Genomic DNA, 25,879 nt, shown 5'->3' on the forward strand with positions numbered 1-25,879 from the left:
GCAAGTGGGGCACTGGGAGGTTGGCGTGAGCGTCGACGAGCAACGCAGGCCCACTCGCGTCAAGCGCCTGCCGCGCGAGGTCCGCGAGCGCCAGATCCTGGACGCCGCGGTCCGCGTGTTCTCCCAACACGGCTACCACAGCGCCTCCATGGACGAGATCTCCGAGGTCGCGGGCGTCTCCAAGCCGATGATCTACGCCTACCTGGGGCACAAGGAAGACCTCTTCGCCGCGTGCATCCGCCGCGAGGCCAGCCTGCTGGTCGAGGCCATCGCCAACGGCGTGCAGGCCGACGCCCCGCCGGACATGCAGCTCTGGACCGGGCTGCGGGCGTTCTTCCGGTTCGTCGGTGCGCAGAAGGAGAGCTGGCGGGTGCTGCACCGGCAGGCGACCTCGCAGGGCGGGCCGTTCAGCGAGGAGCTGATGGGGATGCGCGGCCGGGCGATCAGCCTGGTCGACGCGCTGCTGGTGCGCTCGGCCACCAGCCGGGGGGTGCCCACCAAGGCGACAGAGGCGATGGCTGTTGCGCTGGTGGGGGCGGGTGAGTCGTTGGCTGACTGGTGGCTTGACCACCCGGACGTGCCGGAGAAGACGGTTGCGAGTTGGCTGATGAACCTGGTCTGGATGGGGTTGGGGGATCTGGTCGACGGGGCGGCTTGGGTGCCCACTGAGGGTTGAGGTCCGACTCGCCGCGCTTTACCGGAGGCCCTGGGTTCGGGGGCGGTAAATGCTTATGCGGCTAGCGGCGCAGGTAGAGGTCGCGCAGCAGGGCGATCTCCGCGCCGTGGTGGATGGCCTCGCGGTGGATGTGCAGGATGAGGGTTGCCATGGGCTTGTGGCCCCAGTTGTTCTCGGCAGGGCCGCACGGGCGGGCTAGGCCGTCCTCGTCGAGCGCTCGGACGCCCGCTACCCACGTCGCGTAGGCCTCGTCCAGATCGTGCAGGGCGGTGGCCGCGTCGCCGGGGTAGGCGTAGGTCTCGTAGGCCGTGGGCGGGCCGCCGAAGTGCGCGGCGCTGCGGACGCCGAAGACACCGACGACGATGTGCGCGATGCGCCAGGCGATGGTGGCGACCGGGGCGGGTTCTGGCTCCGGGTAGGTGTAGTCGATGGTGAACGGGCCGGTGCCCCACTGGTCGTCGGAGGCGCGCGGGCGGATGGTCCAGCAGTCGGCGACGGGTTCCCACAGGTACTCGTGGTCGGTCAGGCCTTCCAGGCGCGGGCGCAACTGGGTGTTCCAGTGGTAGTCGAGCTGGTCCAGGAGTTCGCCGTTCCAATCCATGCGGGCCACCCTATTCGCGCAGGATGCACGTCGTCGCGTCAAACGGCCTGCTCGGGTGCGGGCCGGTCCGGCAGGGCAGGCAGTACTCGTCGTCATCGCCCGCGACCAGGTAGAAGTCCGCGTCGCGGGTGCCGCTCCACTCCGGCGGCTTGAGCGTTGCCCGCGCGGTCGGCGCCAGCCGCTCGAGCAGTTCGCCCCGAGCGGTGTCCTCACCCACCCCGGCGCGGGCGGCGAACTGGGAGACCGCGTGCGGCAGCAGGTTCACCAGTGACAGCAGGGCGTGCCCGCGCAGGGTCAGCGGGTCCTCGGTCGACCGGGACCGGGGGAACGGGATGCAGTTGGTGGCCGCCCAGTGCTCGGCCGCGCCCCGGTACTCGGTCAGCGGCAGCACGCACGAGCCGGGGATCAGCACGAACAGCCCGGACGGGCTGCGCCTGCCGCGCACCGGCCCAGGCAACTCGTCGGTGACCTCCCCCCGTTCGGCGATGGCGTCGATCAGCCAATCGCGGGCGCGGCGCATGTCGCCGAAGCCGAAGGCGTCCGCGCACGCCTCGGCGCATCGGTTGGTCACGACGATGGGCCAGTCGCGCGGGTCGGTCACGGAAACCATCCTGCCCCGCCCGGGGGTCCCGGGCGGGGCAGGGGAGGTGGAACGGCCACGCAGATCACAGGGCGGTGATGAGCCCCTCGATGTGCGGCTTGGCCTTGCGCGCGTCGAACAGGTCGAACTTCCAGTCCTTGCCGACCTGCTCGGCGTGGAAGCCGAGCTTGGTGGGCAGCAGCACCGGCAGCTTGAACCGGACGTCGACGGTGTAGGCCTCGGGGAGACGGCCCTCGAACGCGGCCAGGGACCGCGCCTTGGTCCACATGCCGTGCGCGATGGCCCGTGGGAAGCCGAACAGCTTCGCGGTCAGGCCGTAGAGGTGGATCGGGTTGCGGTCGCCGGAGACCTCGGCGTAGCGGCGGCCGATGTCGCCGGGCACCTTCCACACCGCGGACGGGGCGGGCAGTGGCCCGCGCTCGCCGGGGCCGGACTCCGAGGGGCCGCCGGAACCGCCGCCGCGGCGCAGGTAGGTGCTGACGTCGTGCCAGACCACCTCGTCGCGGACGACGACCTCGCTGACCATGTCGAACTGCTTGCCCTTGGCGTGCGGGCGCAGGTTCTCCACGTGCACCCGCAGGTCGAACTCCTCACCGACCAGCAGCGGCCGGTGCTGGGTGATCACGTTCGCCACGTGCACCGAGCCGACCAGCGGGAAGGGGAAGTCCGGGTCCGTCATCAGCTTCACCTGCATGGGGAAGGTGAGCATGTGCGGGTAGGTGACCGGCAGCGCGTCGGTGAGCCGGAACTCGCAGACGCGGTTGTAGTCGGCCAGGTGGACCGGGTCGACCTTGACGCCCTTGCGCACGTAGGTGCGCTCGGGCAGCGTCTTGCCGCCCTTCTTGGTGAGGCCCGAGACAACCGCCTTGGGGAACAGCACCCCGAGGTTCGGCGACTCGCGCAGGGCCTGCGTCGACATCACGCCCCCAGCAGCGACTGGCCGCAGACGCGGACCACGTTGCCGTTGACCGCGCCGGACGCCGGGTTGGCGTACCACGCGACGGTCTCGGCGACGTCGACCGGCAGACCGCCCTGCATCATGCTGTTGAGGCGGCGGCCGCCCTCCCGGGTGAACAGCGGGATGGCGGCGGTCATCTGGGTCTCGATGAAGCCAGGCGCCACGGCGTTGATGGTGCCGCCGTACTCGGCCAGCTTCGGCGCGAAGGCGTCGACCATGCCGATCACGCCCGCCTTGCTGGTGCCGTAGTTGCTCTGGCCGGTGTTGCCCGCGATGCCCGCGATGGACGACACGCCGATGATGCGGCCGTTCGGGCGCAGCACCTTCTGCTTGAGCAGGGCGTCGTTGACGCGCAACTGGCTGGCGAGGTTGACCTGGATGACGGAGTCCCAGAGGCCCTCCTTCATGTTCGCCAGCTTCTTGTCGCGGGTGATGCCCGCGTTGTGCACGACGATGTCGATGCCGCCGTGGCGGGTCTTGATGTGCTCGATCAGCTTCTGCGGCGCGTCGGCCGCGGTGATGTCGAGCTGCAGGGAGGAGCCGCCGACCCGGTTGGCGACCTTGGCCAGGTCGCCGCCCTGGGCGGGGATGTCGAGCACGATGACGTGCGCGCCGTCGCGGGCCAGGATCTCGGCCATGGACTCGCCGATGCCGCGGGAGGCGCCGGTGACCAGCGCGACCTTGCCCGCCAGCGGGGCGTTCCAGTCCTCGGGCTCGGTGGCGGCGCCGCCGTGCGTGCCGATCCGGACCACCTGGGCGTCGACGTAGGCCGACTTGGCCGAGAGCAGGAAGCGCAGGGTCGACTCGACCTTGTCCTCGGCGCCGGTGGCCACGTAGACGAGCTGCGCGGTGCTGCCCCTGAGCAGCTCCTTGCCGACCGACCGCGTGAAGCCCTCGAGCGCGCGCTGGGCGACGAGCTCCAGCGGGTCCTCGATGGTCTCCGGCGGGGTGCCGAGCACGACCACGCGACCCGACGCGCCGAGCTTGCGCATGATCGGGTGGTAGAAGTCGTAGAGCTCCCTGAGCTGCTCCGGGGTCTTGATGCCGGTGGCGTCGAAGACGAAGCCGCCGAACTTGGGCCCGCTGGAGCCCTCGCCCGGGGCGCTGGTCTGCACCTCGAGGCCCGCGGCCTTGGCCGCGGTGGTGATCGCGTCGCCGAGCCGCCCGCCCGGGGCGCCGCCGACGAGCACGGGACCCTCCAGTGCGGGCGCACCGGACTTGAACCGCCGCAGCGGCGTGGGTTCCGGCAGCCCGAGACGCTTCACGAGGAGCTTCCCGGCGGCCGAGGTGGTGAACTGTTGGTAACGGTCCGTCATCTGTGTGCGCCTCCCTACTCGCTAGTAAACTTACTCAAGAGTAGGTTAGGATGCTACCCCAGATGTAAACCTGTGCCTTGGAGGATGGAATGGCCCCCAGTCCTGTGCGCCGAGTTGCGATCCTTGGCGGGAACCGCATCCCCTTCGCGCGGTCCAACAGTAAGTACTCGCGGGCGTCGAACCAAGACATGTTCACCGCGGCGCTGGACGGTCTGGTGGCCCGGTTCGGCCTGCAGGGCGAGCGACTCGGCGAGGTCGTCGCAGGCGCCGTCCTCAAGCACAGCCGCGACTTCAACCTCGCGCGCGAGTCGGTCCTGGGCAGCACGCTGTCCCCGGAGACCCCCGCGACCGACATCCAGCAGGCCTGCGGCACCGGCCTGCAGGCGATCACCGAGGTGGCCAACAAGATCGCCCTCGGGCACATCGACTCCGCGATCGCCGGTGGCGTCGACACCACCTCGGACGCGCCGCTGGCGGTCAACGAGGACCTGCGCCGCATCCTGATCGCGCTGAACAACGCCAAGACCGTGCAGCAGCGCCTGGCGCTGGCGGCGAAGATCCGCCCCGGCCACCTCGTGCCGGACATCCCGCGCAACGCCGAGCCGCGCACCGGCCTGGCGATGGGCGACCACGCCGCGATCACCGCCAAGGAGTGGGGCATCACCCGCGAGGCGCAGGACGAGCTGGCCGCCTCCTCGCACCAGAAGCTCGCCGCCGCCTACGACCGCGGCTTCTTCGACGACCTGATCACCCCGTTCCAGGGCCTGGCCAAGGACCAGAACCTGCGCCCGGACTCGACGGCGGAGAAGCTGGCCAAGCTCAAGCCCGCCTTCGGCGGCTCCGACGGCACCATGACCGCGGGCAACTCGACCCCGCTGACCGACGGCGCGTCCGCGGTCCTGCTGGCGTCGGAGGAGTGGGCCAAGGAGCACCGCATCCCGGTGCTGGCGTACCTGACCTTCACCGAGACCGCCGCGGTCGACTACGTGCACGGCGGCGAGGGCCTGCTCATGGCGCCCGCGTACGCGGTGCCGCGGATGCTGCAGCGCGCGGGCCTGACCCTGCAGGACTTCGACTTCTACGAGATCCACGAGGCCTTCGCCTCGCAGGTGCTGGCCACCCTGGCCGCCTGGGAGAGCGTGGACTTCGCCAAGGAGAAGCTGGGCCTCGACGCCCCGCTGGGCTCCATCGACCGGTCGAAGCTCAACGTCAACGGCTCGTCGCTGGCCGCGGGCCACCCGTTCGCCGCGACCGGTGGCCGCATCGTCGCCACCCTGGCCAAGCTGCTCAACGAGAAGGGCTCGGGCCGCGGCCTGATCTCCATCTGCGCCGCCGGTGGCCAGGGCGTCACCGCGATCGTCGAGAAGCCCGCCAAGGCCGCTCCCGCCGCCAAGAAGTAACCCGATAGCTGCTTCTACGGCCCTCTAGTCCCAGGACTAGAGGGCCGTAGAGCTTGGTGGCTAGGGTGAGCGCATGGAGATGGCGAGCACCTGGCGCGCGAAGCACGAGATGCTCACCGCCAAGGCGCCGCGGCGCAACCCGTGGCGGGCGACCGCCGGGTTGTCGATCGCCGCGCTGATCGTGCTCAGCTTCTCCGCGTTCATGCTCACCAGCGGCGTCTCCACCGGGCTGGACGGCGGGTGGGACGACCGGGTGTGCCGGTCGAGCGGCCGCGGCTGCGGGCCCGCGTGGCTGTCGGCCACCGTCGGCGTGTTCATCCTGGCGGGCGGGCTCGGCCTGCTGGTCGCCGCCGCGCGTGAGCGGGGCAAGCGCGAGTGGTCGTTCGCGCTGGAGCCGCACGAGCTGCGGGTGGTCCTCCGGGACTCGCCCGCGCTGGGCCCGCACTGGGTGTCGGTGCGGTGGTCCGATGTCGAGGACGTCCTGGTGGTCAGCGGACGGCTCAACCTCGAGCTCAAGCCGGGTGCCGTCGCGACCACCCTCGACGGCGCGGAGACGACCGCGCTGCGCGACCTGTTCTGCGGCGACGCCCACCGCGACGCCGCCGTGCTGCGCCACTTCCTGCACGGGGACAAGCAGCGGATCGGCACGACGTGGTCGCAGGACGAGGCCACCCGGGTCTCGCGGGAGGCGGCGGACACGCCGTAGTGCTTTCTCGGCCAATATTGGCCAGGCACTAGAAAGCCCGATACGGTCCGATGATGGACCCGGTGCGCAATCCGTTCGCCCCCGGCGCGGGTCAGCGCCCCCCGGAGCTGGCAGGCCGCGAGAAGGAGTTGACCGCCTTCGAGGTCGTCTTGGAGCGCGTCGCCCGAGGGCGTCCCGAGCGCAGCCTAGTGCTGACCGGCCTGCGCGGCGTGGGCAAGACGGTGCTGCTCGGCGAGCTGCGGTCGATGGCCGTGCGCCGGGGGTGGGGCGCGGGCAAGGTCGAGGCCCGCCCGGACGCCGACCTGCGCAGGCCGCTGTCCACCGCGCTGCACCGGGCCGTGCGCGACCTGGCCGTGCGGCACCGCTCGCCGGACCGGGTCGAGGCGGTGCTCGGCGTGCTCAAGGCGTTCGCGCTCAAGTCGAACCCGGACGGCGCCAAGCTGCGCGAGCGCTGGCAGCCGGGCATCGACGTGCCCGCCACGGCGGGCCGGGCTGACTCCGGCGACATCGAGATCGACCTGGTCGAACTGTTCACCGAGGTGGCCGAGCTGGCCCAGGACGTCGGCACCGGGGTCGCCGTGCTGATCGACGAGATGCAGGACATCGGCCCGAACGACATCTCCGCGCTGTGCGCGGCCTGCCACGAGCTGGCCCAGTCCGGCGCCCCGCTGGTCGTCGTCGGCGCCGGGCTGCCGCACCTGCCCGCGGTCCTGTCGGCCAGCAAGTCCTACTCGGAACGGTTGTTCCGCTACGCGCGGATCGACCGCCTCGACCGCGCGGACGCCGACCGCGCCGTCCTCGCGCCGGTCGACCGGGAGGAAGCGGGCATCACCCCCGAGGCCCTCGACGCACTCTTCGAGCACTCCGGCGGCTACCCGTACTTCATCCAGGCCTTCGGCAAGGCCGCCTGGGACGCCGCGCCCGCCGACCCGATCACCGCCGAGGACGTCCTGGTCGCCGCCCCGGAGGCCGAGGGCGAACTGGCGGTCGGCTTCTTCGGCTCCCGCTACGAGCGCGCCACCCCCGCCGAACGCGAGTACCTGCGCGCCATGGCCGAGCTGACCCACGGCAAGGACGAGGGCGTCGGCACCTCCGACGTGGCCGAGTTCCTGGGCCGCAAGCCCTCGTCGCTCTCCCCCGCCAGGGACAGCCTGATCAAGAAGGGCCTCGTCTACTCCGCCGAGCGCGGCCGCATCGCCTTCACCGTGCCCCACTTCGGCAGGTACCTGCTCCAGATGGACGAGTAGCGCCGCCTTCGGCTGTCCAGCCGTGGCTCTAGATCACGGAATGGAAACAGAGCGTTAGCGTCTCAACAGGACGAACATCCGCATATGTCGAATTTGACCGGCGATTCGTCGGCGTGTGCGACAGTTCACCGGATATCCACTGGCATCCCGGTAGCGCAACGCGCATACTTGAGACACAGACGACGCGAGTCACTACCAAGGAGATGTGAGACCGATGAACATCACTGCCAAGCTCCGTGCCCGCCGCATCGAGGCGCGCAACCGGAAGGCGGTGACGCGCGCGATCGAGCAGGCCGCCACGCCGTCGATGCGCCACGAGCTCATCACCCTGGCTCAGACCCACCAGTCGAACTGGCGCTGAACCCCACCACGTCTCCGGGCACCCGTGGTGACCCGGAGCACAATCCGGTAACCGTGTAACGCCCTCCACGGCAAACACGATGAACCGGTTGACCCCGTAGCGCTGGCGGACCCCCGACCTGGCAGCGCTGCGGGGTTTCCACATTCCTGCTCGCCGCTCGTGCGGCTTCGCCAGGACCCCTCCGCCGACCTACCGGGGCACAGCCCCGAACCCAGCAGGGGTTTCCACATCCCGGTCACCGCACCTGGCGCGTGAAGGGCGACTGCCGTGTCACTCTGGCGGGACCGGGACTTCACGCTGGTGTGCCCGCGGCGGCGGCGCTGGGCGCGTTGCGCATCGAGCACCTGGTGGCGGTGGGGTTCCTGCTCGGGACGTTCACTGTGCTGTTCGAGGTGTCCTGGCAGAGCTACGTCCCAGAGCTGCTGCCGCCGGATCTGCTGACCGACGGCAACAGCCGCATCGCGACCACCAACGCCGTGGCCGCGGTCCCTGGGCCGAGCCTGGCCGTGCTGCTGGCCCCCGCCCTGGGCGCGTGGCTCGCGGTCGGCTGGGTGTTCTTCTCGCCGTTGCGCGGACTGCGCGACCTCCCGGCGCCCGCTGGTCGCGCCTGAACGCCATCTTCGTGTTCTTGGGATGTCCGCAGCCGCTATCCACCGGGTTATCCCCAGGGGCGGATCTGTGCACAAGTCGGCCCATCTCGGGCTTGTGCTGGGGATTTCCTGTCCCGCAAGCCCCAGAAGCACCACATGTCCCAGGTTTATCCACAGGCTGTGGACAAGGTTGTGCACAGGCTGTGGAGAAGTTGGGGAATGACCGCCGAGTGACCTTGAATCGGCGTTGACCGGTGACGGCGGACGGCGGACGTCCTAGTGTTTCCCGGCATCACTTCGTCACACGAACGAGGTCAGCCGATGGCACCGCCGAAGAAGTCGGCCTCCGGCATCCGCTGGAGCCCGTGGAACCTGCTGCTGCTGGTTCCACTTCTCTTGTTGATAACCCCTTACTACAACCGCAGCGGACCCGAGTTCATCGGGATGCCGTTCTTCTACTGGTTCCAGCTCGCGGGTGTCGCCGTCGGCGTCATCTGCACTTCGGTCGTGTTCGCCATGACCAAGGACAAACCCACCACCCCCGCGCCCGGGCCCGCCGGTGACGTGGACGACCTGGACGAGGGGGCGGCCCGATGAGGTGGACCGAGCTCATCATCTTCTCGGCGCTGTTCCTGGGCGTGTCCGTGCTCGGGTTCGTCGCCGCCAAGTGGAAGGCCGGGGCGACCCTGGACCACTTGGATGAATGGGGCCTGGGCGGGCGCAAGTTCGGCTCGTGGATCACCTGGTTCCTCATCGGCGGCGACATCTACACCGCCTACACCTTCGTCGCCGTCCCGGCGCTGATGTTCAGCTCGGGCGCGATCGGGTTATACGCGCTGCCCTACACGGTGGTGCTGTACCCGATCATCTTCATGCCGCTGCTGCGCATGTGGTCGGTGTCGCGGGCGCACGGCTACGTCACCCCGGCCGACTTCGTGCGCGGCCGCTACGGCTCGCGCTTCCTGGCGCTGATCATCGCGATCACCGGCCTGGTCGCCACCATGCCCTACATCGCGCTGCAACTGGTCGGCCTCGAGGCCGTCCTGCGCACGATGGGCATCAACGGCGCGGGCATCGTCGGGCACCTGCCGCTGTTCATCGCGTTCGTCGTGCTGGCCGTCTACACCTACCAGTCCGGCCTGCGCGCGCCCGCGCTGATCGCGTTCGTCAAGGACATCCTGGTCTACATCGTGATCATCGTCGCGGTCGTCTACCTGCCGATCAAGCTCGGCGGCTGGGGCGAGATCTTCGGCGCGGCCAAGGAGAAGTTCGACGCGACCGAGTCCGAGGCCGACGGCCTGCTGCTCACCGCCAACAACCAGCTCCAGTACGCGACCCTGGCGCTGGGCTCGGCGCTGGCGCTGTTCCTCTACCCGCACTCGATCACCGGCGTGCTCGCCTCCAAGGGCCGCAACGTGATCAAGCGGAACATGTCGGCGCTGCCCGCGTACTCGCTGCTGCTGGGTCTGCTCGCGCTGCTCGGCTTCGTGGCCATCGCCTCCGACGGGGTCGAGCCGATCATCAACCAGGCCACCGGCCGCCCCGACACCAACACCATCATCCCGGTGCTGTTCCAGAACGAGTTCTCGTCCTGGTTCGCGGGCATCGCCTTCGCCGCCATCGGCATCGGGGCCCTGGTGCCCGCCGCGATCATGTCGATCGCCGCGGCCAACCTGTGGACCCGCAACATCTACAAGGAGTTCCTGAAGAAGGACGCCACCCCGGCGCAGGAGGCCAAGCAGGCCAAGCTCGCCTCGCTGGTGGTCAAGCTCGGCGCGGTGCTGGTGATCGTGTTCATCGACCCGCAGTTCTCCATCGACCTGCAGCTCATCGGCGGCGTGGTCATCCTGCAGACGCTGCCCGCGGTGGCGATCGCGCTCTACACCCGCTGGCTGCACATCTGGGGCATGATCGCGGGCTGGGTCGTGGGCATGGGCTGGGGCATGTTCCTGCTCTACAACATCCCCAACCCGGCCGCGGGCAAGGCGCACTTCGGCGGCTCGGCGCTGCCGCTGGGCGAGCTGAGCCTTTTCGGCTGGCACCCCTTCGGCGGGTCGACCGTGCAGATCTACGTCGGCATCGTCGCGCTGGCGTCGAACCTGCTGGTGGCCGTGGTGGTCACCGCGATCGCCAGGAAGATCAAGGCGGCTAACGGCGTCGACCAGACCTCCCCGGAGGACTACCACGTCGACGACGGCGACAAGTCGCTCAAGCCGGTCGGCACCCACTGATCGCGCGCTGAACGGCAGGAGGGCCCCGCACCGACCGGTGCGGGGCCCTCCTTCGTCGATCGGCTCAGGTGCGGCGGTTGCTGCTGATCACCGCGGCGAGGGCGCCCACGCCGACGAGCGCGGGCAGCGGCCCGGCGAACACGGCGATGAGGACCAGGCTCACCAGCAGGCCTCCCAGCATGAGCAGCGCCGAACGCAACCGGGGCGCCCAGCCGCCGAGCAGGTGCTCGGCCAGGACCAGCACGCGCTCACGCGGTGTGCGGTGCTGGACAGCCGGACCCGGCGGCGGTCCGCCGGGCGCTGGTCCACCGGGCGCCTGGACCTGCTGCTCCTCCCGGCTGAAGGTCAGGTGCAGGGTCCGGCGGTCGTCCACGCGGGTGGACTCCGTTCCTGTCACGGCCAAAGCGTCGAACTCCTTCGTGGTACTGCGGTTACTCCTAGTCTGCACCCCCCGCCGCGCGGGGAGTGCAACTACTCCCTAGTAGACGATGAACGGAGCGTGTTCAGCGACGAACGGCATCTTGTGAGTTGTGTCACCGATTGGGTGAACCGACGACCTACTGCGATGACAAATAATGCTGGTAGTCCCCCCTTGCCGAGCTGTAGCGGCATCTGGGTGACGTCACGATTAGTCAGTTGATCGGACAACCACACCACCGCTTTGATCGCTGCGCGGTGTCCGGTTCATCCGGTTGATGTAACCCTCTGCGTATAAGACCCCAAACGGGTGGTCTCTGGCTGTGATGGATACTGCGCCGGTGTTCTTGGGCGTGGACGTGGGTGGCACGAAGATCGCCGCGGGCTTGGTCGACCGGACTGGGGCGATCACCTGGCGCACGCGGTTGCCGACGCCGCAGGGCGGGACGGGGGAAGAGGTCTTCTCCGCCGTCGCCGCGGTGGTGCGGGCCGCGGTGGGCGAGCACCGGGTCGAGGCTGTCGGCATCGGGTCGGCTGGGCCGGTCGACCTGCCCAACGGGGCGGTGTCGCCGGTCAACATCCACGGGTGGCGCGGGTTCCCGTTGCGCGCGCGGGTCCAGGCGCTGGTCGACGTCCCCGTCGAGCTGGCCGGTGACGGGCCGTGCATGGCGCTCGGCGAGCACTGGACCGGCGCCGGGCGGGGAGTGGGCTCGATGGTCGGGCTGGTGGTGTCGACCGGGGTCGGCGGTGGGTTCGTCTTCGACGGCAAGCCGTTCGGGGGGCGCACCGGCAACGCCGGGCACATCGGGCACGTGGTGGCCGACCCCGACGGCGACCCGTGCCCGTGCGGCGGGCGGGGCTGCGTCGAGGCGGTGGCCAGCGGGCCGAGCCTGGTGAAGTGGGCGCGCCGCCAGGGCTGGCAAGCGCCTGCGCACGCCGACGCCGCGCACCTGGCCGCGGCGGCGCGGGCGGGCGACCCGGTGGCCACGACGGCGTTCGACCGGGGCGGGCGGGCCGTCGGGTTGTCGATCGTGGCCGCGGCCGCGCTGTGCGACGTGGAGCTGGCCGTGGTCGGCGGCGGCGTGGCGCAGGCGGGCGCGCTGTTGTTCGACCCGATCCGGGCGGCCGTGGCCGAGCACGGGGTGCTGGGGTTCGTCCGCGACATCGAGGTCGTGCCCGCGCTGCTCGGCGGGGACGCGGGGATCATCGGCGCCGCCGCCCTGGTCGCGCGCTGACCCCTGGGAAAGCCCGAGGGCCGCCCCACGCGATCGTGGGACGGCCCTCCAGGTCTCGTCTGCTCAGCCCAGGCGCTGCCGGAGCGAGTCGAGCTCGTCGCGCAGCGGGGTCGGCAGCTTCTCGCCGATCTTGTCGAACCACTCCTCGATCAGCGGCAGCTCGGCGCGCCACTCCTCGGCGTCGAACTTCAGCGACGCCTCGATGTCGGCGCGGTCGTCGTCGAGGCCCGACAGGTCGAGCTCGTCGGCGGTGGGGACCCAGCCGATGGGGGTCTCCTGCGCGGCGGCCTTGCCCTCGATGCGCTCGATGGCCCACTTGAGGACGCGGCTGTTCTCGCCGAACCCGGGCCACAGGAAGCGCTTGTCCTCGCCCCGGCGGAACCAGTTGACGTAGAAGATCTTCGGCAGCTTGGCCGCGTCGGCGCGCTTGCCGGTCTCGATCCAGTGGTTGAAGTAGTCACCGGCGTTGTAGCCGATGAACGGCAGCATCGCCATCGGGTCGCGGCGCACGACGCCGACCTGGCCCACGGCCGCGGCGGTGGTCTCCGAGGACAGCGTGGCGCCCATGAAGGTGCCGTGCTGCCAGTCGCGCGACTCGGTCACCAGCGGGATCGTGGTGGCGCGGCGGCCGCCGAAGAAGATGGCCGAGATCGGCACGCCCTTCGGGTCGTCCCACTCGGGGGCCTTGGTGTCGCACTGGTCGATCGGGGTGCAGTAGCGCGAGTTCGGGTGCGCCGCCTTCTCCTCGGACTCCGGCGTCCAGTCGTTCTTCTTCCACGAGGTCAGGTGGGCGGGGGGCTCGCTCATGCCCTCCCACCAGACGTCACCGTCGTCGGTCAGGGCGACGTTGGTGAACAGCGAGTTGCCCTTGGCGATGGTGCGCATCGCGTTCGGGTTGGTGTGGTAGTCGGTGCCCGGGGCGACGCCGAAGAAGCCGTTCTCCGGGTTCACCGCGTAGAGGCGGCCGTCCTCGCCGAAGCGCATCCAGGCGATGTCGTCGCCGATGGTCTCGACCTTCCAGCCCGGGATGGTCGGCTCCAGCATGGCGAGGTTGGTCTTGCCGCAGGCGCTGGGGAACGCGGCGGCGACGTAGTAGACCTTGTCCTCGGGGGAGGTCAGCTTGAGGATCAGCATGTGCTCGGCCAGCCAGCCCTCGTCGCGACCGATGACCGAGGCGATGCGCAGCGAGTAGCACTTCTTGCCCAGCAGGGCGTTGCCGCCGTAGCCGGAGCCGAAGCTCCAGATCAGCCGCTCCTCGGGGAAGTGCACGATGTACTTGGTGTCGCTGCACGGCCACGCCACGTCGGCCTGGCCGGGCTCGAGCGGCGCGCCGATCGAGTGCAGGGCGGGGACGAAGTCGGCCTCGGTGCCGTCCTCGTCGACGAAGCGCTCCAGGGCCTTGGTGCCCATCCGGGTCATGATCCGCATCGAGGCCACGACGTACTCGGAGTCGGTGATCTCGACGCCCAGCATCGGCTTGTCGGCGTCCAGCGGACCCATGCAGAACGGGATGACGTACATGGTCCGACCGCGCATGCAGCCGCGGTAGAGCTCGGTCATGATGGCCTTCATCTCGGCCGGGTCCATCCAGTTGTTGGTGGCCCCGGCGTCGGCCTCGTCGACCGAGCAGATGAAGGTGCGCTCCTCGACGCGCGCGACGTCGTTGGGGTCGGAGGCGGCGTAGAACGAGTTCGGCTTCTTCTCCAGGCGGACGAAGGTGCCCGCGTCCACGAGCTTGTCCGTGACCCGGGTCCACTCATCCTCGGAACCGTCGACCCAGACCACCGCGTCGGGCGCGGTCAGCTCGGCCACTTCCCGAACCCAGGACAGCAGCCGTTTGTGCGTGGTCGGTGCCTGGTCAACACCCGGGATGCTCACTGCCGTCATCTCGCCTCGTCTCCTGACTGAACACGGAAATGCCGATCAGGACACCGCTGACCTGACCGGGACCTCGGTGTCCTCATCGAATGGCTTGGCGCCCGCCCCTGGGACTGGAACGGGTGCTGGCCGTGAAGGAATACACCGAGGTTAGCGAAGTGACGCGCAGGTAACCGTTCTCTGTCCTGTCGGCTCCCTCACAAGACCGATCAGGGAATCGATTCAGAAGCTCAACGCTGCGGGTATCCGACCCAGCGGGCGTCCGATTACCGGTCAGTCACGCGGCCGAGTGAAGTGGCCCACCGTTCGGGTGGTCCAGGAAATGGGACGACCCCGGCGCGTGTCGCCGGGGTCGTCTGGGAGCAGGCGGGGTGCTCGATCAGCTCTGCCACGCGGCGTCGGAACCCGTGGTCGCGCCCACGCTGTCGCCCGCGGCAGCGGACGGGGTGGCCGTGCCGTCGGACTCGTACGAGCCGTCGGCGCCGATGTGGCCGGTCTCGACCGTGGTCCACTCGTTGTCGCCCGAGTGGGTGGCCACGGTGACGTCGCCGTCGGCCTCGATGACGACCGCCTGGTCGGCGGAGCCGTCGCCGTCGACGTCGGTGAAGGCGTAGGTGGCGCCGCTCTCGTCGGTCACCACGGCGGTGTCGTTCACGCCGTCGCCGTCGGCGTCGTACTGCGCCGCGCCCGCGGTGACGTCGCCCTGCGGGGTGTCGACGAGGATCTCGCCGCCACCGCCGCTGCCCGCCGGGGTCGCGGTCGGGGAGGCGTCCTCGTCGCGCGAGGTGGGCGCGGTCGAGCCGGTGTCGTCGGCGCCGTCGCCGGACGGGGCGGCCACCGAGCCCGGGTCCGCCTCGACCCACTCGCCGGAGGTCTCGTCGTACTCGGCCGCGGCCAGGACGTTGCCGTCGGCGTCGAGCTGGACGGCGGTGTCGGCCGTGCCGTCGCCGTCGGAGTCGGAGAAGGCCATGTAGCCGTCCTCGGTCTGCACGACCGCCGCGTCGTTGCTGCCGTCCTGGTCGTAGTCGTAGTTCTCCGCGACCTCGTACTCCTCGCCGCCGACCTCGACGGTCAGGACGTCCTGGGTCTCGTCGGTCGTGGTGTCGGTCGCGTCGGCTCCGGACTCGTCGACGTACATGGCGGCACTCCTCTTGCTGGCGGCCTTGCGGGCTTTCACCGGTCTGTTGCGGGTATGACTGACGATTCGCCCAGGTGGTTCCGTCCGTTACGGATGTTCCCCATACCGCCGATCGGGTTATTTCTTGTCGCGAACCGTGCGGATATTGGCGAGCAGCCGCTCCGCCCGTTCTCGACCGGCTGTCACTTCAGCGAGTCGCTTGGTGACGACGGTAGTCCGCTTCTGCCGCTCGGTCACGTCGAGCCGCAGCGCCTTGTCCACCTCGCGCAACTGCTCCTCGATACCGGCGATCCGCTTGCCGAGCGCCTCGTCGAGGGCGAGCGAGAGCTGGGATTCGGCGTCGATCAACTGCTCGGTGACCAATTGGTCGAGGGTCGAGCGGGAATCGGCGATTGATTCGTTCAGCCACGTCTTCATGTGCTGTTTGTCCGCCGTGTGCTTGCGCGTGCGGGCGATCCACCAGCCCGCGCCGAGACCGATGACGATTGTCGGGACCAACAGGATCGGCGCCGCGACGGCGCCCACGAGCGGGACCACGGCCAGTTTCCCCGCGCCGATCCCGGACATGCCGCCCATGAACACCAGCAGCTTGTCCTCGGCGGTCGGCAACCGCCGCTCCGCCCCGCGCACGATCACCTGCGGCTGGCCGGAGCGGGCGAACTGGGAGCGGATGACGGCCAGCTCGTCGGCGGAGAACAGGTCGCTGAGCACGGTGTCGGCGACCTGGTTGAGCCGCGCGCCGACGCGCTCGCTGATCCGGCCGGAGACCATCTGCATGGCCGCGTCGACGTGCGCGGGCAGGTGCTTGAGCTGGTCGCGGTCGGCGGCGTCGATGGCCTGGCGGAACCAGGACTGCAGGTCGCGCATCTCGCGGGAGACCTCGTGGGTGTTCTCCAGCCGGGCGCGCTGGACCTCGCTGCGCAGCTTGACCTGCCACCCCCTGGTGGACGAGCGCCGCTCGGTGGCCAGCTCGTCCTTGCGCCCGCGCAGCGCCTCGGCCTCGGCCTCGCCGGTGGTCAGCGCGCGCTTCTCGTTCTCCAGGCCGACCTTGAGCTCTTCCAGTGCGGTTGACAGCGCGCGCAGCGTGTTCGCCTCCGACAGCATCACCGACCGGCCGACCAGCAGCGACTCCAGTGCGGCGAGCAGCTCGGGCACCCCGGAGCGGTCGCGCAGCATGTCCGCGGCCTCGGGGTTGGGCGCCTTGCCCGCCATCTCGTGCATCCGCGAGGACACCGGGTGGAAGGCCGCGCCCTTGAACCGGGGGGCGTGCTCGGCGAGCAGCGCCTGGTTGGCCTCGAGCACCTGCCGCCAGCCCCGGTAGACGTCCACCTTGGACAGGGCGAACACCACGGTCTCGACCCGGTCGCCGACCCCCGCCAGGAAGTTGAGCTCGCCGACGGTGAACGGCGCCGACGCGTCGACCACGAACAGCAGCGCGGTGGCGGTGGCCGCGGCCTCGATGGCCAGCTCGCCGTGCACCGAGTCCAGCCCGCCGACGCCCGGGGTGTCGACGACGACCAGCTTCTCCAGCAGCGGGGCGGGCCCGTCGACCTCGACGTAGCGCGGTGGCAGCTCGCCGTCGGGCAGGTCGTGCGCCGCGGAGACCCAGTTGACCAGCCGGTCGAGCCCGACCGGGACGGGCGCGAGCTGGCCGGGGTAGCAGGCGCGGGCCTGCCACTGCTCCGCGTGCCCGAACACCAGGTAGGTGGCGGTGGCGACGTCGGCGTCGACCGGGGACAGCCCCGGGGTGTCGAGCATGGCGTTCACCAGCGAGCTCTTGCCCCGGTTGGTCTCGCCGACGACCACGACCGAGGGGTGCTTGCGCCGGTTGGCCCGGATCTGCTCGACCCACCTCGCCGACTCCGGGGCGTTGTCGCGCAGCAGGGCGAGGAGCTGCTCGCGGGCCTGGGCGACCTGCTTGGGCAGCGGGAGCGGCTTGGCCTGGGTCACGGGTTCTCCTGGGCGTCCTGCTGGACCGGCTCGGTCCTGCCCCGGTAGACGGTGACGATCGGCGGGCGCAGCACCCGGCCGCGGTCGGAGAACCCGACCACCTCGGTCTCGGCGACCGTGCCGTCCAGCGCGGCGTCGACGGTCTCCGCGGTGCCGCCCGCCTCGTGCACGGCCGGGTCGAAGTCGACGCCGTCCGGGCGCAGCGCGGTCACCCCCACCTCGGCCAGCCCGGCCTCGATCCGCTCGGCCACCCCGGAGCTGCGGGCCCGGTCGTGGGCGTAGAGGGCCAGCTCGACCAGCGAGCGGCGCTCCTCGACGGCCTGGTCGTAGACCTCTGGGGCGATGCTGACCAGGGCGGGCTCGACCCGGAAGTCGTTCTCCAGCCCCGGGTCCGGTTGGACCGGCGGCTGGGGCGGCACCGGCAGCGGTCCCGACGGCGGGTGCTGCGGCGGCGGGGCCTGTTCGCCGTGCTGCACGCCCGCGCGCACCGCGTCGGCGATCACCTGCGCCCGCACCTGCACGGTGTCGCCGTCGGAGTGCTTGCGCTTGCCCTTGAACCAGGAAGCCATCTCACCCTGCCTGTTCCCGGAGTTGCTGCCAGATCAGGAAGTACGACCGGTGCACCACGTGCGCGACCCGGCTCTGCGCCGGGGTGGCGCCGAAGGAGGCGAACGACCGCCACCACCCGGCCCGCTCCAGCGCGTACGCGGACAGCTCCTTGTGCGGCCTGCCCTTCATGCCCAACTGCTCGCCGACCACGGCGCTGCTGCCCACCCGCAGCACCTCCTCGGCGAGGTCGTCGGGCATGGAGACCGCGCCGGAGGTGACCAGGGTCAGCGCCTCGAGCAGCCGGAGCTGGTGCGCCTCCGGCTTGGCCAGCAGCACCTCGATCGCGTCGTGCACCCGCTGCCGCTCGCCCGCGTCCCCGGAGGCGTGCGCCAGGGCGGTGACGCTGGCCAGCGCGGCGGCGGCCTTGATGCCGTCGGCGCGGGCGCGGAAGACCGCGTCCAGCCGCGACCGCACCCCGGCCAGGCCGGAGGCGTCGAGCAGCTTGCGGCGCAGCGCGCCCGCGGTCAGGTCGGGGTCGGCGCGCAGCGCGTCGACGGCGGTGCGGATGCCGTAGAGGTCGAGCTTCTCCAGCAGCTTCACCCGGGTGCCGGTGGCGACGTCGCACTCCCAGGTGGTGAAGATGTCGGCGGAGATCACCATCATCTCCCAGGTGCCGTCGTCGAGCGCCGCGAGCTGCTTGAGCGCGTCGGCGTCGGCGGAGGTGAACCCGCCGGACTCGGCCGACTCGGCGATCAGGCCGATCACCGGCAGCACGTCGGCGACCCGCGGCTTGAGGGTCGCGGCCTGCTTCTGGGCCAGCAGCGTGGCCGCCTTCCACACGTCGCCGTCGCTGCCGGTGACCGACTCGGGCGTGATCGTGTCGGCCTTGTTCAGCACGGCGATCGCGTTGACCGGCCCGGCCTCCCGGCTGGCGGTGGCGGCGGTGAACGCGGCGAGGGCCTGCTGGTCGTCGGCCCGCACGCCCTGGGTGACGACGTAGAGCACGGCCTCCGCGCCCGCGACGGCGTTGCGCGAGGTGTCGTCGAGCTCGTCGGCGGCGGGGTCGCTGTCGTCCTCGGCGGGCCTGGCGGCGCCGAGCAACTGCTCGGTGCGCTTGACCGAGGCCGCGTCGAGCGAGCCGAGGCCGGGGGTGTCGATGACCGTGAGGTCGCGCAGCACGGCGTTGGTCAGGTACGCCTCGAGGTGGCTGACCTTGTCGAAGTCCACGTCGAGGTCGTTGGGGATCATGCCGCCCGCGTCGAACGGCAGCACCTGCTTGGTCCCGTCGAAGAAGATCAGCTCGACCCGGTCGACGGTCCCGTACTGGAACCGCGTCACCAGCCGCGTGCACTCGCCAACGTCGGTGGGCGCCACCCGCCGCCCGATCAACGCGTTGACCAGCGTCGACTTCCCGGACTTGATCCGGCCCGCGACCGCGACCTGCAACGGCGCCGAGAGTCTGCGCAGCACCTCCCGGAACCCGGCCGCCGTCCGCGCCGAGACCTGGGGTTGCAGTCGCTGGCACAGGTTCGCCACCGCCGCCGACAACGGGCCGGCCAGGTGTTGCTCGGTCGCGCTCGTCAAGCTCCCGGTCCCTTCCCCTTCGGTGTGGGGGGAATCGTCCCACGCGCTCTTTCGCTGCGTCCTGGGCTTGTCCGATTGCTCAGGTGTGCCGGGGGTGGGCGGACATGTACGCGGCCGGTGTCAGCCTGGGGTCGGACGGACGATGCGACGCGAGGTTGACGCAGGGGGGCCGTGGGCTGCTTAGGCTGAACGGGTGCGACGGCTGAGCCTGTGGTTGAAGGCGCATCCCATGGCGGGTGACTCCATGGTTGCGCTGGTGCTGGCCGCGCTCGAGTTCCTGACCCGCGACGCCGTGCCGCCGGGGGTGGCGCCGTTCTGGTTCTGGGTCGTGGGCGTCGGGTTGCTCGCGCCGCTGGTGGTGCGCAGGCGCTACCCCGTCCAGGCCGCGTACGCGATCCTGGCCGCCGGGTTCCTGCAGCTCGTGACGCACGGGCCGCTCGGGGGTGAGCAGGCCTCGCAGACCCGGCTGGCCGATCTCGCGCTGGCACTGGCGTTGTACACGCTGGTCGCCTACGTCGGGCGCAAGCACGCGGCGCTCTACGCGGTGTGGCTGACCATTGGGACGGTGATCTGGGTCTTCACCCAGATCGCGGTGCCCGAGGCGGTGCTGCTGTTCTCGGTGATCGCCATCGTGTTCGCCCTGCACTGGGCGCTGGGCGAGTTCGCCGGGGCCCGCCGCGCCTACCACGTCGAGGTGGAGCGGCGGCTGGACCTGCTGGAGACCGAGCGCGACCAGCAGGCCCGCATCGCCGTGGCCGAGGAGCGCGCCCGCATCGCCCGCGAGCTGCACGACGTCGTGGCGCACGCGGTGAGCGTGATCGTGGTGCAGGCCGACGGCGCCGCCTACGCCGTGCGCTCGCAGCCCGACGTCGCGGAGAAGGCGCTGGAGACGATCTCGGGCACCGGCCGCGAGGCGCTGACCGAGCTGCGCCGCCTGCTGGGCGTGCTGCGCAGCGAGAACTCCGAGACCGAGCGGGTACCGCAGCCGGGGACCCGGTCGCTGTCCGAGCTGGTCGACCGGGTCCGGGCGACCGGGGTGCCGGTGCGGCTGGACCTGTCCGGGGAGCTGGACTCGCTGCCCGCGGGCATCGGCCTGGGCATCTACCGGATCGTGCAGGAGGCGCTGACCAACACCATCAAGCACGCGGGTGCGGGCGCGAAGGCGAAGGTGTCGGTCCTGCGCGTCGGCGACCACGTCGAGCTGGACGTGGTCGACCGCGGGCCGGGGCGCGCGGTGGTCTCCGGCATCACCACCGGCGGCGGCAACGGGCTCATCGGGATGCGCGAGCGCGCCAGCGTGTTCGGCGGGTCGCTGAACGCGGGTCCGCTGCCCGAGGGGGGCGGCTGGCAGGTCCACGCCGTGCTGCCGGTGGCGGAGCGGCTAGGTTGACGCGGGTGATCCGGATTGTGCTGGTGGACGACCAGGAGCTCATGCGCGTGGGCTTCCGCATGGTCCTGGGCGCGCAGGAGGACATGGAGGTCGTCGGCGAGGCGGGCGACGGGCGGGCGGCCATCGAGCTGACCGCCGAGCTGCGCCCGGACGTGGTGCTGATGGACGTGCGGATGCCCGTCCTCGACGGCGTCGAGGCCACCAAGGCGATCACCGAGGCGGGCACGTCGAAGGTGCTGGTGATGACCACCTTCGACCTCGACGAGTACGCCCTGTCGGCGCTGCGCAACGGCGCGTCGGGCTTCCTGCTCAAGGACACCCCGCCCGCGCACCTGGTCTCCGCCCTGCGCTCGGTCGCCTCCGGCGACGCGGTGGTCTCGCCGAGCGTGACCCGCAGGCTGCTCGACCGCTTCCTGGGCCCCGGCGCGGGCGAGCCCCGCGACGCCTCGGCGCTGGACGTGCTGACCGAGCGGGAGCGGGAGGTGCTGGTGCTCATCGCCCAGGGCCTGTCCAACGCCGAGATCGCCAAGAAGCTGTTCCTGTCGGAGGCCACGGTCAAGACCCACGTCGGCCGCGTGCTGTCCAAACTCGACATCCGAGACCGGGTCCAGGCCGTGGTGCTCGCCTACGAGACAGGGCTCGTGCGGCCGGGAGACGTCTAGCGGTACCGGCTCGCGTCCACAGTGGCCGGGTCGACGCCCTTGACCACGACGTCAGCGTGCCAGCGGCCCCAGTCCGGCTGGGAGCCGTCGAGGTCGGTGAAGCCGTACTCGTTCATCAGCGTCCAGCTCGCCAGCGTCTTGCCCCGGTGCCGGGCGACGTCGGGGTCCTGGGCGAGCGCGGCGATGCCCCGGCCCAGGTAGTGCGGGGTCTCGGCCATGGCGTAGTTGGGGTCCTTGGCGATGCCCTCGCGCCAGGTCTCCTCGGTGACGCCGAAGTGCTCGAGCATCATCTCCGAGCGCAGGAAGCCGGGGGTGACCGCCAGGCCGGTGACGCCGTGCTTGGCCAGGTCGACGCCCAGGGCGCGGCCGATGGCGCGCACACCGGACTTGACCAGGAAGTACGGGACGCCGACGCCGTAGTCGCCGTAGTCCTCGTCGTCGCCGTCGGTCACCTCGACGACCAGGCCGCCGGGCTTGGCGACCAGGGGCAGGAGGCGGTGCAGCGCGATGATGTGGGTCTCGAGGCCGTTGCGGACGACCGTGAGCGCGTTGTCGAGGTCGGTGTCCCACAGGTCGGCGCCGAACTCGACGAGCTGGTCGCCGCCCCAGACGTCGTCGACCAGAATGTCGATCTTGCCGTGGTCGGCGGCCACGCGGTCGCGCAGCGCGTCGACGGACGCGCGGTCGAGGTAGTCGACGCGCACGGCGACGCCCTCGCCGCCCGCGGCGGTGACCAGCTCCGCCGTCTCGTCGATGGTCTCCGGGCGGTTCATCGGCGAAGAGGATGACCTCGTCGTGCGACCTGTGGCGTACACGGTCGCGCCCGCGGCCCCCAACTGCACCGCGATCGCGCGGCCGCACCCCCTGGTCGCGCCGGTGACGACGGCGACCTTGCCTTGCAGGGACATTCGTCGAGCTCCTATCCGCGGCGCCACGCGTTCAGCACCGCATCGGTGTCGGCGCCCAGCCGGTCGGCCAGGCTGCCCGTCGGTCGGATGGACCAGTCGATCGAAACGCCGTTGACCAGCGAGAACAGCACCCTGGCCGCCAGTTCCGGCGGCGGGGCCGATGGCAGGTCGGCGGCGGAGACGGCGGCGAGCAGCTCGGTCTCGAGCGCTGCCAAGTGCTGCCCGAGCAGCTCGGTCAGCCGTGGGTCGGACAGGTCGACGCCCAGGTTGCGCAGGTGGTTGGCCGCCGAATCGGCGTCACCCAGTTCGGCGAAGGTGGCCACCGCGGCGGCGCGCACGGCCGCGACCGGGTCCGGCGCGGCCGCCCGCGCGGCGCGCATGCCCGCGACGACGCGTGTCGTGGTCCGTTCGGTCAACGCGGCCAGCAAACCCTGCTTCGACCCGAACCGGCCCGCGACGGTGCCGACCGAGACCTGGGCCCCGCGCGCGATCTGGGCCAGGGTGAAACCGGGCCCCACCTGCCCCAACACGGTGAACGCCGCGTCGAGCAGGTGCTCGTCGGTGATGGTCTTCGGCCGGGCCACCCGGTTATTGAACCACAATTCAATAACCCTGGCGACCGGGTTTCAGGGTTGACTCAGGGTGGTCACCGATCCCGCTGGGCACACCTGATGCGAGAGGCTTCCGCCGTCAGGGTGACACGGGGGACCTACTTCAGGACGACGCGCACACGGGTCCGATCCGCCACCCTTGGTGGGGTCAGTCCGGGGGACGCACAGACGAACAGGGGAGATAAGCATGATCGAGGCAAGCGGCCTCACCAAGCGGTACGGGAAGACGCTCGCCGTCGACAACCTGTCCTTCACCGCCCAGTCCGGCCGGGTCACCGGCTTCCTCGGCCCGAACGGCGCCGGGAAGTCCACGACCATGCGGATGGTCCTGGGCCTGGACACGCCGACGGCGGGCGACGTCCGCATCGACGGCAAGCACTACCGCGACCTGAAGGACCCGCTGCGCACCGTGGGGGCGCTGCTGGACGCGAAGTGGGTCCACCCCAACCGCTCGGCCCGCGCGCACCTGGCGTGGCTGGCCCGCTCGAACCGCATCCCGGCCAAGCGCGTCGACGAGGTCCTGGAGCTGGTCGGCCTGACCGGCGTCGCGGGCAAGAACGCGGGCGGCTTCTCGCTGGGCATGTCGCAGCGGCTGGGCATCGCCGGCGCGCTGCTCGGCGACCCGAAGGTGCTGCTGTTCGACGAGCCGGTCAACGGCCTGGACCCGGAGGGCATCCTCTGGATCCGCAAGTTCATGCACCGCCTGGCCGACGAGGGCCGGACCGTGTTCGTCTCCAGCCACCTGCTCTCGGAGATGGCGCTGACCGCCCAGGAGCTGGTGGTCATCGGCCGCGGCAAGCTCATCGCGCAGACCTCCACCGAGGAGTTCGTGGCGATGGCCACCGAGGCCTCGGTCCGGGTGCGCAGCCCGCAGTTGGACCAACTGCGCTCGGCGCTGGGCCGCGACGGCGTGTCCATCCGGGACGAGGGCGACAGCCTGGTCGTCACCGGCATCGACGCGGCGGCGATCGGCGACCTGGCCGCGGCCGCCAGCATCGCGCTGCACGAGCTCAGCCCGCAGCGCGGTTCGCTGGAAGAGGCGTTCATGCAGCTCACCGGCGACTCGGTCGAGTACCACACCGACATCGCCAACGACACCGCCGCGCTGCTGGCGACCGGGAGCGTGGCGCGATGACCCTCCTCGCCGTCGAGCGGATGAAGCTGTTCACCACGCGGTCCCCGTGGTGGTGCACGGCCCTCGCGCTCGCCCTGACGGTCGGTTTCGCGGCCCTGATGGCCGCGACCGCCAACGACACCGTGCCGCTGACCGTGGCCGCGACCCAGTTCGGCTTCCAGTTCGGCCTGGTCGTGGTGATGGTGATGGCCGCGCTCGCGGTCACCACCGAGTACCGGTTCGGCACCATCCGGGCCAGCTTCCTGGCCACCCCCAACCGGACCTCGGTCCTGCTGGCCAAGACCACGGTCGTGGCGCTGCTCGGCGCCGTCGTCGGCGAGGTCGCCGCGTTCGCGTCCTGGGGGGTCGGCAAGCTGATCCGGCCCGAGGCCGACCTGGCGCTGCAGACCGCCTACGAGTGGCGCGCGGTGGCGGGCGTGGGCCTGGTCTACCTGTTCGCGGCCGTGCTGGCGGTCGGCGTCGGCGCGCTGATCCGCCAGTCCGCGGGCGCCATCTCGATCCTGCTGATCTGGACCTTCCTGGTGGAGGGCCTGGTCCTGCTGATCCCGCGAGTCGGCGACGACATCAACCGCTGGCTGCCGTTCAACATGGCCAACATGTTCATCACCGGCGACCCGGACCCCTCGAACCGCGACGTCGCGTTCGGTCCGCCGCCCGCGGACGCCGGGCTGGCCCCCTGGCCCGCGCTGGCCTACTTCGGCGGTGTCGCCGTGATCATCCTTGTCATCGCGCTGGTCGTGACGAAGCGGAGGGACGCCTGATGACGCTCATGGCGACAGAGCGGATGAAGCTGTTCAGCACCCGCTCGCCCTGGTTCTGCTCGGTGCTCGCGGTCGGCCTGGTGGTCGGGTTCGCCAGTCTGCTCACCCTCACCTCCAACGACCCCGCGCACGTCGACCTCGGGCTGCTGCTGGCAGGCTCGCAGTTCGGGCTGATGGTCGTGCTGGTGATGGGCGCGCTGGCCATCACCACCGAGTACCGGTTCGGCACCATCCGCACCACCTTCCAGGCCATGCCCGGCCGCACCGCGGTGCTGGGCGCCAAGGCGGGCGTGGTCGGGCTGCTGGCCCTCGTGCTCGGCGAGGTGGCCGCGTTCGGCGCGTGGGGCGTGGGCAAGGTCTTCGGCGTCGAGGCCGGGCTGTCGTCCAGTGCGGATTGGCGCGCGGTGGCGGGCCTGGGCGTGGTGTTCGCGCTGTCCGCCGTCGCCGCGGTGGCGGTCGGCGCGCTGATCCGCCAGTCCGCGGGCGCCATCTCGATCCTGCTGGTCTGGTCGCTGCTGATCGAGGACCTGATCTCGCTGATCCCCAACGTCGGCGACAACATCCGCGACTGGATGCCCTTCGTCTCCGCCCGCCGCTTCCTCGGCAACGCGGGACCGGACCCGGTGCTGGGCCCCTGGGCGTCGCTGGGCTACTTCGCGGCGATCACGGCGGTGCTGTTCGCGATCGCGGCCGTCGTGGTGAACAGGCGGGACGCGTGAGGGTCGGGGGATGAGACCACTCGGTCCGCTGTTTCTCGGGGAGACGGCGAACCGGGTGCGGGGAAGTGTCGGCNCGGGGGGCGCCCGGGGCCGACACACGTCCGAAGTGGAGAGACACGCGAAGTGATCGCGCCTGCACCAGGGCCCTTTTGCCCTTGTGCTGGAGCGCGGGATTCCGAATACTGACCGCGCGTTAAGACCGCGTTAAGAAGCTGTGAGAGCCCCCACAGCTTGCGGATTTCGCTTGGCGCACGG

Annotated in this window: 26 protein-coding genes; 14 read left to right on the top strand and 12 right to left on the bottom strand. The window is 70.9% G+C overall.

The window, feature by feature from the left end:
• Positions 1 to 25: 25 nt before the first annotated feature.
• Positions 26 to 676, top strand: coding sequence for a TetR/AcrR family transcriptional regulator (locus tag GCL84_RS07425; protein WP_156754620.1), 651 nt, complete (start codon positions 26 to 28; stop codon positions 674 to 676).
• Between the two features lie 61 nt (positions 677 to 737).
• On the opposite strand, the gene GCL84_RS07430 is transcribed toward GCL84_RS07425, so the two are convergent.
• The 4 genes from GCL84_RS07430 to GCL84_RS07445 all read right to left on the bottom strand — a co-directional run bounded on the left by GCL84_RS07430 (position 738) and on the right by GCL84_RS07445 (position 4,152).
• Positions 738 to 1,277: a DinB family protein gene (locus GCL84_RS07430; protein ID WP_156754621.1), complete on the bottom strand. Its 540-nt coding sequence runs from the start codon at positions 1,275 to 1,277 to the stop codon at positions 738 to 740.
• 10 nt (positions 1,278 to 1,287) lie between these two features.
• Complete coding sequence (locus tag GCL84_RS07435) at positions 1,288 to 1,878, bottom strand: hypothetical protein (protein ID WP_156754622.1); 591 nt, start codon at positions 1,876 to 1,878, stop codon at positions 1,288 to 1,290.
• Positions 1,879 to 1,942: 64 nt separating this feature from the next.
• On the bottom strand, positions 1,943 to 2,797 hold the full coding sequence (locus GCL84_RS07440; protein ID WP_156754623.1) for a MaoC/PaaZ C-terminal domain-containing protein: 855 nt from the start codon (positions 2,795 to 2,797) through the stop codon (positions 1,943 to 1,945).
• Positions 2,797 to 4,152: a 3-oxoacyl-ACP reductase gene (locus GCL84_RS07445; RefSeq protein WP_156754624.1), complete on the bottom strand. Its 1,356-nt coding sequence runs from the start codon at positions 4,150 to 4,152 to the stop codon at positions 2,797 to 2,799. Before GCL84_RS07445 ends, GCL84_RS07440 begins: the two co-directional genes overlap by 1 nt.
• A gap of 89 nt (positions 4,153 to 4,241) precedes the next feature.
• Here GCL84_RS07445 and GCL84_RS07450 point away from each other — a divergent pair, with 89 nt between their 5' ends.
• From GCL84_RS07450 to mctP, 7 genes are all read left to right on the top strand, one after another.
• Entirely contained in the window at positions 4,242 to 5,552 is a 1,311-nt protein-coding gene (locus GCL84_RS07450) for an acetyl-CoA C-acetyltransferase (protein WP_156754625.1), read from the top strand.
• Positions 5,553 to 5,625: 73 nt separating this feature from the next.
• Positions 5,626 to 6,258 (top strand): hypothetical protein, encoded by a 633-nt coding sequence (locus GCL84_RS07455; protein WP_156754626.1) that lies wholly within the window; start codon positions 5,626 to 5,628, stop codon positions 6,256 to 6,258.
• Between the two features lie 53 nt (positions 6,259 to 6,311).
• Complete coding sequence (locus tag GCL84_RS07460; RefSeq protein ID WP_156754627.1) at positions 6,312 to 7,505, top strand: AAA family ATPase; 1,194 nt, start codon at positions 6,312 to 6,314, stop codon at positions 7,503 to 7,505.
• A 214-nt stretch (positions 7,506 to 7,719) separates the two neighbouring features.
• Complete coding sequence (locus GCL84_RS29145) at positions 7,720 to 7,866, top strand: hypothetical protein (RefSeq protein WP_197523077.1); 147 nt, start codon at positions 7,720 to 7,722, stop codon at positions 7,864 to 7,866.
• A gap of 302 nt (positions 7,867 to 8,168) precedes the next feature.
• On the top strand, positions 8,169 to 8,477 hold the full coding sequence (locus GCL84_RS07465) for an MFS transporter (RefSeq protein ID WP_156754628.1): 309 nt from the start codon (positions 8,169 to 8,171) through the stop codon (positions 8,475 to 8,477).
• 300 nt (positions 8,478 to 8,777) lie between these two features.
• Positions 8,778 to 9,053 carry a DUF3311 domain-containing protein gene (locus tag GCL84_RS07470; RefSeq protein WP_156754629.1) on the top strand — a complete coding sequence of 92 codons (276 nt, stop codon included), beginning with the start codon at positions 8,778 to 8,780 and terminating at the stop codon, positions 9,051 to 9,053.
• Positions 9,050 to 10,687, top strand: coding sequence for a monocarboxylate uptake permease MctP (mctP, locus tag GCL84_RS07475; protein ID WP_156754630.1), 1,638 nt, complete (start codon positions 9,050 to 9,052; stop codon positions 10,685 to 10,687). Before GCL84_RS07470 ends, mctP begins: the two co-directional genes overlap by 4 nt.
• A gap of 64 nt (positions 10,688 to 10,751) precedes the next feature.
• Here the strand turns inward: mctP and GCL84_RS07480 are convergent, their stop codons facing one another.
• Positions 10,752 to 11,084: a hypothetical protein gene (locus GCL84_RS07480; RefSeq protein WP_156754631.1), complete on the bottom strand. Its 333-nt coding sequence runs from the start codon at positions 11,082 to 11,084 to the stop codon at positions 10,752 to 10,754.
• Positions 11,085 to 11,445: 361 nt separating this feature from the next.
• Between GCL84_RS07480 and GCL84_RS07485 the strand changes: the two genes are divergently transcribed.
• Positions 11,446 to 12,339 (top strand): ROK family protein, encoded by an 894-nt coding sequence (locus tag GCL84_RS07485; RefSeq protein ID WP_235926053.1) that lies wholly within the window; start codon positions 11,446 to 11,448, stop codon positions 12,337 to 12,339.
• Between the two features lie 63 nt (positions 12,340 to 12,402).
• On the opposite strand, the gene GCL84_RS07490 is transcribed toward GCL84_RS07485, so the two are convergent.
• The 5 genes from GCL84_RS07490 to GCL84_RS07510 all read right to left on the bottom strand — a co-directional run bounded on the left by GCL84_RS07490 (position 12,403) and on the right by GCL84_RS07510 (position 19,438).
• Positions 12,403 to 14,226 carry a phosphoenolpyruvate carboxykinase (GTP) gene (locus tag GCL84_RS07490; RefSeq protein WP_156754633.1) on the bottom strand — a complete coding sequence of 608 codons (1,824 nt, stop codon included), beginning with the start codon at positions 14,224 to 14,226 and terminating at the stop codon, positions 12,403 to 12,405.
• Positions 14,227 to 14,596: 370 nt separating this feature from the next.
• Entirely contained in the window at positions 14,597 to 15,355 is a 759-nt protein-coding gene (locus GCL84_RS07495; protein WP_197523078.1) for a DUF6802 family protein, read from the bottom strand.
• A gap of 117 nt (positions 15,356 to 15,472) precedes the next feature.
• Positions 15,473 to 17,305 carry a dynamin family protein gene (locus GCL84_RS07500; RefSeq protein ID WP_156754634.1) on the bottom strand — a complete coding sequence of 611 codons (1,833 nt, stop codon included), beginning with the start codon at positions 17,303 to 17,305 and terminating at the stop codon, positions 15,473 to 15,475.
• Positions 17,302 to 17,874 (bottom strand): nucleotide exchange factor GrpE, encoded by a 573-nt coding sequence (gene grpE, locus GCL84_RS29150; protein ID WP_197523079.1) that lies wholly within the window; start codon positions 17,872 to 17,874, stop codon positions 17,302 to 17,304. The genes GCL84_RS07500 and grpE overlap by 4 nt, the downstream gene beginning before the upstream one ends.
• A gap of 1 nt (position 17,875) precedes the next feature.
• Positions 17,876 to 19,438 carry a dynamin family protein gene (locus GCL84_RS07510; protein WP_156754635.1) on the bottom strand — a complete coding sequence of 521 codons (1,563 nt, stop codon included), beginning with the start codon at positions 19,436 to 19,438 and terminating at the stop codon, positions 17,876 to 17,878.
• A 193-nt stretch (positions 19,439 to 19,631) separates the two neighbouring features.
• On the opposite strand from GCL84_RS07510, the gene GCL84_RS07515 reads away from it, so the two are divergent.
• A complete protein-coding gene (locus tag GCL84_RS07515) occupies positions 19,632 to 20,828 on the top strand; it encodes a sensor histidine kinase (protein WP_456236892.1) in 1,197 nt (398 codons plus the stop codon).
• Between the two features lie 5 nt (positions 20,829 to 20,833).
• A complete protein-coding gene (locus GCL84_RS07520; RefSeq protein WP_156754637.1) occupies positions 20,834 to 21,490 on the top strand; it encodes a response regulator in 657 nt (218 codons plus the stop codon).
• On the opposite strand, the gene GCL84_RS07525 is transcribed toward GCL84_RS07520, so the two are convergent.
• Entirely contained in the window at positions 21,487 to 22,398 is a 912-nt protein-coding gene (locus tag GCL84_RS07525; protein ID WP_156754638.1) for an SDR family oxidoreductase, read from the bottom strand. The genes GCL84_RS07520 and GCL84_RS07525 overlap by 4 nt on opposite strands.
• An 11-nt stretch (positions 22,399 to 22,409) precedes the next feature.
• Positions 22,410 to 22,982, bottom strand: coding sequence for a TetR/AcrR family transcriptional regulator (locus GCL84_RS07530; protein ID WP_156754639.1), 573 nt, complete (start codon positions 22,980 to 22,982; stop codon positions 22,410 to 22,412).
• A gap of 214 nt (positions 22,983 to 23,196) precedes the next feature.
• Between GCL84_RS07530 and GCL84_RS07535 the strand changes: the two genes are divergently transcribed.
• The 3 genes from GCL84_RS07535 to GCL84_RS07545 are packed head-to-tail and all read left to right on the top strand — an operon-like array spanning position 23,197 to position 25,624.
• Positions 23,197 to 24,144 (top strand): ATP-binding cassette domain-containing protein, encoded by a 948-nt coding sequence (locus GCL84_RS07535; protein ID WP_156754640.1) that lies wholly within the window; start codon positions 23,197 to 23,199, stop codon positions 24,142 to 24,144.
• Positions 24,141 to 24,905 carry an ABC transporter permease gene (locus GCL84_RS07540; RefSeq protein ID WP_156754641.1) on the top strand — a complete coding sequence of 255 codons (765 nt, stop codon included), beginning with the start codon at positions 24,141 to 24,143 and terminating at the stop codon, positions 24,903 to 24,905. The genes GCL84_RS07535 and GCL84_RS07540 overlap by 4 nt, the downstream gene beginning before the upstream one ends.
• On the top strand, positions 24,905 to 25,624 hold the full coding sequence (locus tag GCL84_RS07545; RefSeq protein WP_156754642.1) for a hypothetical protein: 720 nt from the start codon (positions 24,905 to 24,907) through the stop codon (positions 25,622 to 25,624). Before GCL84_RS07540 ends, GCL84_RS07545 begins: the two co-directional genes overlap by 1 nt.
• Positions 25,625 to 25,879 lie beyond the last annotated feature (255 nt).

The organism is Actinokineospora pegani (assembly GCF_009745975.1).
Taxonomy (GTDB): Bacteria; Actinomycetota; Actinomycetes; order Mycobacteriales; family Pseudonocardiaceae; genus Actinokineospora; species Actinokineospora pegani.